The organism is Pseudomonas syringae group sp. J248-6, from assembly GCF_032586995.1.
In the GTDB taxonomy this organism is placed as follows: domain Bacteria; phylum Pseudomonadota; class Gammaproteobacteria; order Pseudomonadales; family Pseudomonadaceae; genus Aquipseudomonas; species Aquipseudomonas amygdali.
On record NZ_JAWHOP010000027.1, the window covers coordinates 1 to 15,144 of the forward strand.

Annotated in this window: 3 protein-coding genes; all 3 read right to left on the reverse strand. The window is 63.1% G+C overall.

The features are described from left to right. Positions 1–195: 195 nt before the first annotated feature. Positions 196–414, reverse strand: a complete 219-nt coding sequence (locus tag RYC17_RS23800; protein WP_003304661.1) for an MbtH family protein — start codon at positions 412–414, stop codon at positions 196–198. 81 nt (positions 415–495) lie between these two features. Next, positions 496–1,908, reverse strand: coding sequence for an aspartate aminotransferase family protein (locus tag RYC17_RS23805; RefSeq protein ID WP_316904579.1), 1,413 nt, complete (start codon positions 1,906–1,908; stop codon positions 496–498). A gap of 163 nt (positions 1,909–2,071) precedes the next feature. Next, complete coding sequence (locus tag RYC17_RS23810; RefSeq protein WP_316904580.1) at positions 2,072–15,082, reverse strand: non-ribosomal peptide synthetase; 13,011 nt, start codon at positions 15,080–15,082, stop codon at positions 2,072–2,074. Between the last annotated feature and the right edge of the window lie 62 nt (positions 15,083–15,144).

Here is a 15,144-nt window from a genome sequence, read left to right on the forward strand (position 1 = left end):
GCGTCCAGAACGGCATGACGACGCGGAGCGTCGCACGATAGTCAGTTATCGTTGCGCACGCTCCAGCGTGGGAATGCGGGTCGCGACGCTCTGCGTCGCACGATAGTCAGTTGCGCAGCATCGCACGGTGGTCAAGGCTGTACCGGCCTCTTCGCGAGCAAGCTCGCTCCCACAGGACTTGTGTATAACACTCAATCAGGCCGTCTGCGCTTCCATTTTCTGGCGCAGGCTCAGGGGGCGCATGTCGGTCCAGACCTCTTCGATGTAGGCCAGGCACTCTTTCTTGAAGCCGCTTTTGCCAACGGTGCGCCAGCCGTTGGGGATGGCTTTGTAGTCGGGCCAGATCGAATACTGTTCTTCGTGGTTGACCACAACTTGAAAGACGATGTCTTCCCGATCGAATACTGAAGTCATTGCTGCTCTCCGTGTTGGTTCAGTGCTGCTGTGCCAATTCATAGCAGCTATAGGGATTGAACGTATCGCTACGTCGAAAAATTAAAGCTGTGCGACAGCGGCGTTGAGTGCGCGACCAAAGATTTCGGCCACTTCGTCGACCTGCTCGGCGGTGATCACCAGCGGTGGCAGGAAGCGCACCACGCTGCCGTGTCGACCACCCAGTTCCAGAATCAGCCCGCGCTTGAGGCATTCGCGCTGGACCAGCGGGGCCAGACGGGCAAATACCGGCGGATGACCCTGCGCATCGCGCACACCGGCCGGATCAACCAGCTCAACACCCAGCATCAGCCCGCGCCCGCGAATATCGCCCAGTTGCGGGAAGTCACGCTGCAAGGCACGCAAGTGCCCGGACAGACGCGCGCCCATCGCCGTCGCGTGCTCGCAAATGTTGTGTTCCTGAAGATAGCGCATTACCGCCGAACCGGTAGCCATGGCCATCTGGTTGCCACGGAAAGTTCCTGCGTGGGCGCCCGGCAGCCAGGTGTCGAGCCATGAACGGTAGACCACCACCGCCAGCGGCAGGCTGCCACCAATGGCTTTGGACATGACCACGACGTCCGGGATGATCCCGGCGTGTTCGAAGGCGAACATCTTGCCGGTGCGGGCAAAACCGCTCTGGATTTCATCGACAATCAGCGCCACACCAGCCTTTTCAGTAATACGCCGCACGCCGCGCAACCAGTCCAGGTCAGCAGGAATGACCCCGCCCTCGCCCTGCACCACTTCAAGAATGACCGCTGCGGGCAGTTGCACACCGGCTTCCGGGTCGTTGAGCAGGTTCTCCAGATAATGCAGGTTGGCGCGCACGCCCTGTTCGCCGCCGAGCCCGAACGGGCAGCGGTAATCATAGGGGTACGGCAGAAACTGCACGCCGGTGCCGAGCAACGCGCCGAGCGGCTTTTTCGGCCCCAGGCTGCCCATCAGGCTCAACGCGCCCTGGCTCATGCCGTGATAACCGCCCTGAAACGACAGCACCGTGCTGCGTCCAGTGGCAGTGCGTACCAGTTTCAGCGCGGCTTCCACCGCATCGGTGCCGGTCGGGCCACAGAACTGGATCTTCGCGTCATTGGCCAGCGCTGGGGGCAGCAGGCCGAACAGGTCCTGAACGAACTGGTCTTTGACCGGCGTGGTCAGGTCCAGGGTGTGCAGCGGCAACTCATCGCTGATCACCTGCTGAATCGCTTCGATGATCACCGGATGGTTATGCCCCAACGCCAGTGTGCCCGCACCTGCCAGGCAATCGATGAAGCGCCGCCCTTCGACGTCCTCGACGTGAATGCCCTTGGCCCGCTTGAGCACCAGCGGGATGCGCCGCGGGTAACTGCGCGCATTGGATTCCTGGCGATTTTGCCGGGCCAGCAATGGCGACTCTTCGAATTGGTAGAGCGTTTCAGCCGCTGCCGGGGCAACCCGTGTCAACTGATCATCGATAAGCCTGGTAGCGACTGACATCTGTGCAACCCTCAATACGCTGGTTGAATGACCTGATGCATGACGCTTGGCCATGCCGGTTCAGGCGTTTATTCCTTCCCTTGAAAACGCGCCAGCGAGCTGCGGATTTACACCCGGTAACGAGTTTTTTATCCGCAACGCCAGCGCGCCGACGAGAGGCCGATCAGAGCCCTTCCAGTTCCGCCATCAAGTCCGCCAGACGGTCGAATTTCTGCTCGTCAACCTGCGCTCCGCCAAGGCTTTGCAGATGCTCGGCCAATGCCTGAACGGTGTTGAATTCGAACATCGCCCGCAATGGCACGTTGCGCTGCAACAGCTTCTGCGCACGGGTGACGACCTGGGTAGCGAGCAGCGAGTGCCCTCCCAACTCGAAGAAGTTGTCGGTAATGCCCACCCGCTCGACCTTGAGCACATCGGCCCAGATGGTCGCCAGTTGCTGCTCCATCTCGGTCTGCGGCGCGAGGTATTCCTGCTGCGCCTGACTGACGTCCGGCGCAGGCAAGGCCTTGCGGTCAAGCTTGCCGTTCGGCGTCAGTGGCATGGCTTCCAGCAGCACCAGATGCGCAGGCACCATGTAGTCCGGCAGGCTGGCCTTGAGGTGGTTTTTCAGCTCGTCTCGCAGCGCATCGTGATCCGGCGTGGCAGCGCTTGGCACCAGATAGGCCGCCAGCACTTTGCCCAGCGGACCGTCGACGTCCAGCACCACCGTCTCGCGGATCGCCGAATGCTCCAGCAAGCGGGTTTCGATTTCGCCCAGCTCGATGCGATAACCACGAATCTTCACCTGCTGGTCGACCCGGCCGACGTACTCCAGCACGCCGTCCTTGCGCCGCCGCGCCAAGTCACCGGTGCGGTATAGACGCTCGCCCGGTGCACCGAACGGATGCGGTACGAATACCGTTACGCTGCGCGAAGGGTCAGCGACATAACCACGGCCGACTCCGGCCCCGGCCACGCACAGCTCACCCACTGCACCCAGCGGCACGAGGTCCAGCGCATCGTCGAGCAGGTACAGGCGGTTGTTGTCGGTCGGAGAACCGATCGGCAGATAAGCGCTGCATGTGGACGCTGCATCGATGCGGAAGAACGCCACGTCGTCGGAACACTCAGCCGGGCCGTAGGCATTCACAAGACCGATCTGCGGGTAGCGTTGCAGCCACTGGCTGGCCAGCTCGGGCGGCATGGCTTCGCCGGTCGGCAGCATCCAGCGCAGGCCGTCGAGCGCTGCCTGCGGTTCGGCGAGCAGGCCGGTTATCAGCGACGGCACGCTTTCCAGCACGCTGATGCGCTGCGCCTGCACATGCGCCAACAGGGCCTGCGGGTCGCGGGCGATGTCGTTCGGCACAATGTCCACCCGCGCGCCAAACAGCGGCGCGGCGAGGAACTGCCAGACCGAGATGTCGAAACTCTGCGAAGCGGTCTGGGCGATGACATCTCTTTCGCTCAGGCTCAGGTACGGCACCTTGCTCAACTGGTTGTTGAGCATGCCGCGCTGCTCGACCATCACGCCCTTCGGCAGCCCGGTGGAGCCGGAGGTGAAGATCACGTAAGCGAGGTTGTCCGGTGCGCTGTAGCGGCCGGGGTTGTGCTGCGCTGATTCGCGCTGCTGCACAGTTTCCCAGACCAGCAACTGCGGACGAGCGGACTCGGGCAGCGCTTCAAGTAGCGCCCTGCCCTGTTCCAGACATTGCGCGCTGCACACCAGCAGCGGCGTGCCGCTCTGGCCGATGATGCCGCTCAGTCGCGAATCGGGCAGCGCCGGGTCCAGCGGCAGGTAACCGCCACCGGCCTTGAAGCTGCCGATGATCATGCCCGGCAGTTCAACGCCACGCTCGGCGAGCAAGGCAACCGGCTGATCGAAACTGACACCGGCCTCGATCAGGGCATGGCCCAGACGGTTGCTGGCAATATTCAGCTCGGCATAACTGAGCTGGCGATCCAGGCAACTGACCGCAATGCGCTGCGGATGTGCTTCGACCTGCGCTTCGAACAGTTCGACGTAGCTTTTATCCAGCGGGTACGCGTGCTCGCTCTGGTTGCAGCCCTCGATCAGGAACGTGCGCTCCTGCTCGCTGACCAGTGCCAGTTCGCTCATGTCGCCGTGGAAGCCCTCGATCAGCGCCAGCAGCAGACGCTTGAACTCGCCGAGCATGTTCTGCACGGTGGACTCATCGAAATAACGCTGGTCGTAAGACAGATGCAGGCCCAGATCATCACCCGGATAGCAGACGGCCGTCAGCGGATAGTTGGTGTGGGTGCGACCGGAATCCGACGTGGCGTTGAGGCTTTGCGCACGGTCGAGCACCGAAACTTCCACCGGTGCGTTCTCGAACACGAACAAGCTGTCGAACAGCGGCTGGCCTTTGGGCAGTTCGCTGTTTTCCTGAATGGTCACCAGCGGCAGGTATTCGTACTCGCGCAGTTGCATGTTGCTGTCCAGCAACTGACTCAGCCACTGGCGCACGCTGCAACGCTGATCGTCGCCGGGCATGCCGACGCGCAGCGCGATGGTGTTGATGAACAGCCCAACGGTGCGCTGCATTTGCGGCAGTTCCACCGGACGACCGGCCACCGTGACGCCGAACACCACGTCGCGATCACCGCTCATGCGCCGTAGGGTCAAGGCCCATGCTGCCTGGGCAAAGGTGTTGACGGTCAGTTGATGCTGCTGCGCCAGCTCGCGCAGTCGTGCGCCGTCGCGTTCATCAAGGCGGGTATAGCAATCGCCCACGACCATGCCGCCGCTGTCGCCCGCATGTTCACGCAGGAACGGCCGGTCGCTGGGGATCGGCGTCGGCCGTTCGAAGCCGCGCAGGTTGTCTTGCCACCAGTCACGCGCCTGCGTCAGGCCACGGCGTTGCAGCCAGCCGATGTAGTCGCGATAACGCGGGGCAGGCGTCAGTTGTGCTTCACGACCTTCGCCCAGCGCAGTGTAGATATCGAAGAAGTCGTTCATCAGCAGCGAACGGCACCAGGCATCGATGAGGATGTGGTGGTTGCTCATCATGAACCAGTAGCGCGCTTCGTCGACGCGAATCAGGCGCAGGTGGAACGGCGGCTGATCGAGCAGGTTGAAACCGGCTTCGCGCTCGGACTTGAGCAATGCCTGCAAACGCGGCTCCTGCTGGTCCTGCGGCACATCACACCAGTCCAGATAATCAATCGGCGTGCTACCCGGCTTGTGGATGACCTGCAGCATGGTTTCGCCGATGTCCCAGCAGAACGACGCACGCAGCGCTTCATGACGGGCGATCACCGCCTGCCAGGCCTGGGCGAAACGCTCCGGGTCGAGCGCGCTGTTGATGCGATAGCGGTCCTGCATGTAATACAGGCCGGTGCCCGGTTCCAGCAGGGTGTGCAGCAGCATGCCCTCCTGCATTGGTGTCAGCGGGTAGACGTCCTCGATGTGCGTCGCAGCGACCGGCAGTGCGTCGAGTTGCGCCTGATCCAGATCGGCCAGCGGGAAGTCCGAAGGCGTCAGGCCACCGCTGCCATCGCTCAGGCAATGTGCAATCAGCGCCTGCAACCGGGCCAAGTAATCCTGCGCCAGCGCTTCGATGGCGGCGGGTTGATAACGCTCGGCACTGAAAGTCCAGCGCAGCAGCAGTTCGCCGCCATACACCTGGCTGTCGATGCTCAGCTCGTTGGGCAGCGGCGCATGCGGATCGTGTGCCGCGCCCGCTGACTCTTCCAGCGGACGGAACAACGCATCGCTGGCGAAGCTCTGGTCGAACTGACCGAGGTAGTTGAAGGTGATCGGTGCCACCGGCAGCGCCTGCATGGCGGCTTTGCTGGCACTGTCGGCCAGATAGCGCAGCACGCCATAGCCCAGGCCTTTGTGCGGCACCTGACGCAGCTGCTCCTTGATCGCCTTGATCGACTCCCCCGGCGCTGCATCGCCAGCCACTGCTGGGGTGAGGCGCAGCGGATAAGCGCTGGTGAACCAGCCGACCGTGCGGGTCAGGTCGATGTCGTCAAACAGGGTTTCGCGGCCGTGCCCTTCCAGCTGGACCAGCGTCGATGGTTGCCCGCTCCAGCGGCAGACCACTTGCGCCAACGCCGTCAGCAGCAGGTCGTTGACCTGAGTGCGGTATGCGCTGGGTGCCTGTTGCAGCAGTTGTCGGGTACGTTCGGCATCCAGTCGCACGCTGACGGTTTGCGCCTGACGATTCTGCTGGCCGCCCTGCGGGTTGTGGCACGGCAACTGCGCCGCTGGACCGCCAAGTTGACGCTGCCACACGTGCAGCTCTTCACGTAACGATTCGTTACCCGCGTAGGCCTGCAGGCGTGCGGCCCAGTCACGGAACGCACTGGTCTTGGCGGCAAAGCGCACTGGCGTTGCTTCGCTCAACTGTCGATAGGCCGTTTGCAAATCGTCGAGCAGCACCCGCCACGAAACGCCATCGACCACCAGATGGTGAATGACCAGCAGCAGACGTTGCTGACCCTGCGGACCATCGACCAGCAAGGCGCGCAACAGCGGGCCGTTTTGCAGATCGAGACTGCGCTGGGTGTCGGCGTACAGCGCCGCACACTCGGCCATGTCCGCAACCCGTGCCTGAATCAGCAAGGTTTCTGCCGTCACTGCACGGTGTTCAGCCTGCCATTTGCCGTTTTGCCCGGTGAAGCTCAGGCGCAATGCGTCATGCTGTTCGAGCAGTGCACGCAACGCCTGCTCCAGCAGACGCGGGTCGAGTGCATTGAGCGGCTCCAGCACCAGCGACTGGTTCCAGTGCTGACGCTCGGGGATCGGCGTGTCGAAGAACCAGTGCTGAATCGGCGTCAGGGCCGACGCGCCTTGCAGCAGGCCCTGTTCAGCCTGAATCAGTTCGCTGGCGGTCGCCACGGCAGCCAAGGTCTGCACGGTCTGGTGCTGGAACAGATCACGCGGGCTGAAATGAATACCCACCTGACGCGCCCGGCTGACCACCTGAATCGACAGGATCGAATCGCCGCCCAGTTCGAAGAAGTTGTCGTTGAGGCCGACTTTCTCCACATTCAGCACCGCACACCAGATCGCCGCCAGCTGTTGCTCCAGTTCACTGGCCGGGGCTACGTAGTGCTGACGATTGAGTTCCGGGTCCGGTGCAGGCAATGCCCGTCGATCAAGTTTGCCGTTGGCGGTCAGCGGCATGCTGTCGAGCAGAATCAGGTGGGTTGGCACCATGTAATCCGGCAATTGCGCCTTGAGGTGCGACTTGAGCGATTCACGCAATTGCGCCTGCTGCTCGTCGCCCTGCCCGGCCACATCAGTGACCAGATAAGCCGCCAGTTGCTTGCCCGACGGCGTGTCCAGCGCCAGCACTACGGCTTCGCGGATGGCCTCGTGTTCCAGCAAACGGGTTTCGATTTCCCCCAGTTCGATACGGAAGCCGCGGATCTTCACCTGATGGTCGATACGCCCCACGTACTCCACCAGCCCGTCGGCGCGCTGGCGCACCAGGTCACCGGTGCGATACAGACGCCCGCCGTTGCTGGCAAACGGGTCGGCCACGAAGCGCTCGGCGCTCATGCCGGGGCGCTGATGGTAGCCCTGCGCCAGACCGGCACCGCCGATGTAAAGTTCGCCGCTCGCGCCCTGCGGCACCAGGGCCAGATCGGCGTCGAGAATATAGGCAACCCGCGCGCCGACCACACGACCGATCGGTACGCTGGCTTCGCCCTCTTCCAGTTGCTGCGGGGCCAGGCTGGCCAACGGCATGACCACGGTTTCGGTCGGGCCATAGGCGTTGAACAACAGTTCCGGCTGGAACACTGCGCGAATGCGCTGCAAGTGTTCACCGGTCAGCGCTTCACCGCCAGTGATGCACATACGCACCGGCAAGGTCTGGCCTTGAGTGGCCAGCCACTGCGCCAACTGGCTGCCATAGCTGGGGGTGAAGCCGAGAATATTGACCTGCTGCTGGCGAATCAGCGTGCAGATTTCTTCGGCGTCCCACTGACCTTGAGCGCGCAATACCACGCGCGCGCCGCTGAGCAACGGCACCAACAGACGCTCGGTGGCGGCATCGAAGTTGATCGAATAGAAATGCAGTTCGCAGTCATCGGGCTGCATGTCGAAGCGACGAATCACCGCCTGACAATGCATGGCGATTTCACCGTGGGACACCACCACACCCTTGGGCTTGCCGGTCGAGCCGGAGGTGTAAATCAGGTACGCCTGATGCTGCGGCAGGCTGATAAACGGCAGTTCATCGGACGAAAAAGACTCCAGCAGCAGCTGATCGTCTTCCAGGCACCAGCGGGCAACACCGGCAGGCAACTCGCCCAGCGCGGCAAGCAATGCACGGTCGCTCAACAGCAGGCCGACGCCGCTGTCTTCGATCATGTAGTGCAGGCGTTCCAACGGATATTCCGGGTCCAGTGGCACATACGCACCACCGGCCTTGAGGATCGCCAGCAGGCCGATGACCATGTCCAGTGAGCGTGGCAGCGCCAGGCCGACGCGAACCTGCGGGCCGACGCCGCGCTCGCGCAGCATCCACGCCAGTTGGTTGGCGCGGGCGTCCAGCTCGGCGTAGCTCAGGGTTTCACCGGCAAAGGTCAGTGCCGGCGCCTCTGCGCGCAGCAGCGCCTGTTCGGCGAACAGGCTGTGAATGCACTGATCAAGCCGTTGTTCGCCGGCTTCGACGCCGAGGCTGTCGAGCAGTTGCTGACGCTCGGCGTCCTGCAACAGCGGCAGTTCACTCAGGCGCTGTTGCGGGTCGGCGAGCAGTGCTTGCAGCAGGTTCAGCCAGTGCTCGGCCATCTGCGCGATGCGCGGCTCGTCGAACAGATCGGTGCTGTAGGTCAGGCAACAACCCAGGCGGTGATCCAGCTCGGTGACCTCCAGGTTGAGGTCGAATTTGGTGGCACGCGCATCGTTGACCAGATAGTCGACGGTCATGCCCGCCAGCTCGCGACTTTGCTGGAATTCCCAGCGCTGCACGTTGCACATCACCTGGAACAGCGGGTTGTAGGCCGCGCTGCGTGGCGGTTGCAGGGCTTCGACCAGATGATCGAACGGCAGGTCCTGATGCGACTGGCCTTCAATAACAGTGTGACGAACCTGTTCGAACAACTGCGCAACGCTCATTTGCCCGTCAAGCTGCACGCGCAGCACCTGGGTGTTGAGGAACGCGCCGATCAGCCCTTCGCTTTCCGGACGGATGCGGTTGGCCACCGGCGCACCGATGCGCAGGTCATTCTGACCGCTGTAACGGTAGAGCAGCACCGCCAGTGTGGCGGTCATGGTCATGAACAGGGTCAAGCCATTGCGCGCGTTGAACGCGCGGACTTTGGCGGCCAGTTCGGGATTCAGGTCGAAACGGTACAGTTCGCCCTGATGACTTTGTACCGCTGGGCGTGGCCGGTCAGCGGGCAGTTCCAGCAGCGGATGCTCGTTACCCAACTGCGCGGTCCAGTAATCCAGCTGGCGCTGGCGCTCACCCGCCTCCATCCACTGACGCTGCCAGACACTGTAATCAAGGTATTGAACCGCCAGCGGCTCCAGCGGCGACGGCTTGCCGTCAAGAAACGCCTCGTAGAGCAGGCCCAGTTCACGGGCGAAAATGTCCATCGCCCAGCCTTCGGTGACGATGTGGTGCAGGGTCAGAACGAAGTAATGCTCAAGATCAGCCGCCTTGACCAGACAGGCACGCAGCAGCGGACCGGTCTCCAGATCAAAAGGCTGATGCGCCTCGCTGTCGGCCAGTGCCTGAAGGCGCTGCTGACGAAGCTCGGCAGGCAGCGCCGAGTAATCCTGCCACTGCACGCGCAGGCCGGTCTGTTCGCTGACCTTCTGGCAGGCTACGCCGTTGACGCTCGGGAAGGTGGTGCGCAGGGTTTCGTGGCGCAGGATCAAGGCTTGCAGCGCGGCTTCGAAACGTTCGATATCGAGCACGCCGTTCAGTCGAGCCATGCCGCCGACGTTGTACGCCGGGCTGTCCGGTTCCATCTGCCAGAGGAACCACATGCGCTGTTGCGAATAGGACAGCGGCACCGCTTGACTGCGGTCAACGCGGGCAATCGGCTGCAGGCTGCTGCGTTCGCCGGACAGCTGAATGGTTTGAACCTGTTCGACAAACGCGCCCAGCTCGCTGGCTTCGAACAGCGCACGCAACGGCAAATCGATATCGCAGGCCTGACGCACGCGGGAAATAATCTGCGTGGCCAGCAACGAGTGCCCGCCCAGCTCGAAAAAGTCGTCGCGCAGGCCGACGCGCGGCACGCCCAGCACCTGGCGCCAGACGGCGGCGATCTGCTTTTGCAGGTCGGTTTGCGGCTCGACGTGCTCGCGAGTCTGCCATTGCGGCTCGGGCAAGGCGCGTCGGTCCAGCTTGCCACTCGGGCTCAGCGGCATACTGTCGAGGCGCACCAGTTGCGCCGGGACCATGTAATCCGGCAGTTCCAGCGCCAGCGCCGACTTGATGCGCTCGGCCTGAACGTCCTGCCCGATTTCGGCCGTGTAATAACCGATCAGTTGCGGGCCAGCGGCGGTTTCGCGCACCAGCACGGCAGCATGACCGACGCCCGGCTGGGCCAGCAGCCGGGCTTCGATCTCCTGCGGTTCGACGCGGAAGCCACGCAGTTTGACCTGCTGATCCAGACGCCCAAGGTATTCCAGCGCACCGTCAGCGGCCCAGCGCACCAGGTCGCCGGTGCGGTACAAGCGCTCACCTGGCTGGCCCAGTGGATCGGCGATAAAGCGTTCGGCGGTGAGCCCTGGACGGTTCAGATAACCGCGTGCCAGGCCGATGCCGCCAATGCACAGTTCCCCGGCAACCCCGCGCGGCAGCGGGTTGAGCTCGCTGTCCAGCACCCGGCACAGCACGTTACCCAGCGGACGGCCAATCGGCGAACGCAAGCCGTCGCTAACCTGGCATTGCCAATGGGTGACGTTGATCGCGGTTTCGGTCGGGCCATAACGGTTGTGCAGTTGTACGCCCGGCAGTTGCTCCAGCACCCGGTTGCGCAGTTCGCTCGGCAACGCTTCGCCGCCAGAGAACAGGCGACGCAGGCTGGTGCATTGCTGCGCCAGCGGCTCGTCGACAAACAGCTGCAACAGGGGCGGCACAAAGTGCAGCGTGGTCACACCGTGCTCGTTGACCAGTTGCGCGATGCGGTGCGGGTCGCGGTGTTCGCCGGGGCCTGCCAGCAGCAGGTGGCAACCGGTAATCAGCGGCCAGAAACATTCCCAGACCGACACGTCAAAGCTGATCGGCGCCTTCTGCATCAGCACATCGCTTTCATCCAGCACGTAGGTGTCCTGCATCCATTGCAGGCGCTCGGCCAGTGCGGCGTGGGTGTTGCCGACGCCTTTGGGCTGACCGGTGGAGCCGGAGGTGTAAATCACGTACGCGAGATTGTCGCCGCTCAAATGCAGGCCCGGCGCGCTGACCGGCCAGCTGTCCAGGTGCAGCATGTCCATCGCAACCGTGCAGACCCCGTCTGCGCCCGGCAGGTCGCCGAGCAGATGGCTCTGGGTCAACAGCAGCTCGACGCCGCTGTCTTGCAGCATGTAGGCCAGTCGTTCAATCGGGTAATCCGGGTCCAGCGGCACATAGGCACCCCCGGCCTTGAGGATTGCCAGCAGACCGATCAACAGTTGCGGCGAACGCTCGGCGGCAATTGCCACTTTGATGTCCGGGCCGACGCCCTTGTCGCGCAGGTAATGCGCCAGACGGTTGGCCTGGGCATGCAGGCTGGCGAAATCGAGGCTGCCGCCCTCCCAGACCAGCGCAATACGCTCGGGAGTTTGTAGTGCCTGACGCTCCAGCAGTTCCGGCAGCCAGACGTGTGCAGGCGTGCGTGCGGCAGCGCTCCACTGCGTCTGCTCGGCCAGTTCGTCAGCGCCGAGCAATTGCACGTCGCCCAACGCAACCTGCGCCTGCTGGCTGACCTGGGTCAGCAACTCAACGTAGTGCCGCGCCAGACGCACAATGGTGTCGCGCTCGAACAGCTCGTCGGCGTAATCGAAGGACAGGTTGAGACGACCGTTACGGTCTTCCTCGCTGTGCAATTGCAGGTCGAACTTGGCCTCGCGGCTGTGCCACGGCAGTTCTTCGGCGAGCAACCCCGGCAGGCGACGCAATGCGCCGAGGTCACGTTGCTGGTGGTTGAACATGACTTGAAACAGCCCGTGTTCGCGGGCCTGCGGAAACGCTTCGACCAGTTGTTCGAACGGCACGTCCTGATGCGCCTGAGCTTCCAGCGCGGCCTGGCGGGTCTGTTCCAGCAGTGTGGAAAACGGCAGGCGCGGGTCAAGTTGCGCACGCAGCACCAGGGTGTTGATGAAGAAGCCGATCAGGCCCTGGGTTTCATGACGAGGACGGTTGGCACCGGGCACACCGATGCGAATGTCGGTCTGCCCGCTGTAGCGATGCAACAAGGCCTGGAAGCCCGCCAGCAAGAGCATGAACGACGTTGATTGCCAGACTTGCGCGGTGTTGCGTACGGCGGCGCTCAGCTCGGCACTCAGGCGCAGGCTATAACGCGAAGCGCTGTGCTGCTGACGTGCCGAGCGTGGACGATCAGTGCTCAATTCCAGGGTTGGCTGCTCATCGCCCAGTTGCTGCTTCCAGTAGTCGAGCTGGCGCTCGGCCTCGCCGTTTGCCAGCCATTCGCGCTGCCATTGGCCATAGTCGGCGTAACGCAGTGGCAGAGGTGCCAGTTCCAGTGGCTGCCCCTGAACAGCCGACGCATAGAGGCGCGAGAATTCGTCGATCAGCACATTCAGCGACCAGCCATCGGCAATGATGTGGTGCAGCGTGACCAGCAACTGATGCTCTTCCTCGTCCAGTTGCAGCAGCGTAACGCGCAGCAACGGGCCGTTTTGCAGATCGAATGGCAGACGCGCCTGCTCTTCACGGATCGCCAGCGCACGCGTCTGGCGTTCGTCGCTCGGCAGATCGCTGATATCCACGGTATCGAAATGGAATTCACCGGGGGCGTCGATGCGCTGCAGGGCGATACCGTCATGCTCGTAGAAGCGTGTACGCAGCGATTCATGACGCTCGATCAGGCGCTGGAAGCTGGTACGCAACGCCGTAGTGTCCAGTTCGCCACGCAGGTACAGGCCACCGGGAATGTTGTAGGCGCTGCTTTGCGGGTCGAGTTGCCAGAGGAACCACAGGCGATTCTGTGCCAGCGATTGCGGCAGCTGTTCGTTGCCGGGCAGCCGGGCGATAGCGTTCTGCGTCTGGCTGTCGCCTTGCGATGCGGCGATTTGAAGCGCTTCGATCTGCGCCGCAAAGGCGGCCAGCGTCGGCGCTTCGAACAGCAGGCGCAGGTTCAGGTCAATGCCCAGTGTTTCACGTAACCGGGCCACTACCTGGGTGGCGACGATGGAGTTGCCGCCCAGCAGGAAGAAATGATCGTCGGCGCTGACCTGCTCACACTGCAAATGCTCGCACCAGACACTGGCGATCTGCGCTTGCAGGTCCGATCCTGTGCTCAGGGTCCGGTTTTGATGCGTTGCATCGTTCGCGGGAAACACCGCGTAGCTGTCAAGGCTGCCGTCGGCCAGACGCGTGCGGCAGGCCGAACGTTGCAACTTGCCGCTGGAAGTTTTGGGCAGAGCACCCGGATTGAGCAGCACCACAACGCTCGGCGCTTCTTGAAACGCCTCGGCAACGGCCTGGCGAATGATCTTGATCAGCGCCTCGGCGGGCAGCATTTTCTGCACGCTGCGGCTCACTTCGGCAGCGATCCCAATGCCTTCGCTACCGTCCTGATTGACCGCAAATGCCGCAATACGGCCTTTGCGCACCACGTCGACCTCGCGCTCGACGACTTTCTCGATGTCCTGCGGGTAAAGGTTGTGGCCACGGACGATCAGCATGTCTTTCAAACGGCCGGTAATGTACAACTCGCCGTGCCGCTGAAAGCCCAGATCGCCGGTGCGCAGCCAGGTCTGGCCGTCATGCTGGACGAACGCCTTGGCGGTGGCTTCAGGGTTGCGCCAGTAACCGTGGGCGATGCTCGGCCCGCTGGCCCACACTTCGCCGATACGGTTTTCGTCCAGCACTTGCAGGGTGGCGGGGTCGGCGATCAATACTCCATGTCCCGGCTGGCCGGTGCCGCAGCTCATGACTGGCTGACCGTCGCCCAACTCTGCCAGATTGCGCGCCAGCGCCTGCGCATTCAAACGCAGTGAAGGAATGCCTTTGCCGCGCTTGCCACCCGCCACATACAGCGTAGCCTCGGCCAGCCCATACGACGCCATGAAGCTGTCCGGCGTGAAGCCGCAACTGGCGAACTTCTCGGCAAACGCATTCAGGCTGTCTTCGCGGATAGGCTCGGAGCCGGAATACGCCACGCGCCAGCGACTCAGGTCGAGCCGCTCCAGCGCCGAATCACTGACGCGCGCGCTGCACAGCTGGTAGGCAAAGTCGGGCCCGCCGCTGATGGTGCCGCCGTATTCGCTGATAGCTTCCAGCCAGCGCAATGGCCGCGTGAGGAAGTAGGCCGGGGCCATCAGGATGCACGGAACGCCACTGAAAATCGGCTGCAACAAGCCGCCGATCAGGCCCATGTCATGGTACAGCGGCAGCCAGCTGACGATCACGTCGTCCGGATTGACGTCGATGCCGAAGCCATGACGAATCAACAGCTCGTTGGCAACCAGGTTGCCATGACTGACCTGCACGCCCTTGGGCAAGGCGGTCGAGCCCGAGGTGTATTGCAGGAACGCGATGTCGTCGGCCTGCAATTGTGGCCCCTGCCAATTGTCGGCAGACGCACTGTCCAGCGTATCGACGCAGAGCAGTTGTGGGGCATCGGCAGCAGCCAGCTCATCCATCTGCAGCAAGGCGGGCTGCAGGTCGGAACCGGTCAGTACCAGCCGTGGCTCGGCATCGGCGATGATCGACAGCAGCCGCTCCTGATGATGACGACGGTTGGATTCCGGCGGGTAAGCCGGGACCGCAATGACCCCGGCGTACAGGCAGCCGAAAAACGCAGCGACATAGTCCGGCCCACTGTGAAACAGCAGAATCGCCCGATCCCCCGGCACGGCCTGACGTTGCAGCGCAGCGGCGATGGTCCGCGCGCGCAGGTCCAGGTCACGGTAGGTCAACACCAGTCCCTGGTCTTTCTCGTCGGTGAGGAACCGCAGCGCCAGCCGATCCGGCGTGTGCAAGGCGCGACGCTGAAGAGCCTGGGCCAGAGTGTCGGGGAGTTCAAACGCATCCATGATGGAGTTCCTGCTAGATTCGGCGTGCCAGATAAGATCTGAATTTCAAAAAGGCGCGCGCC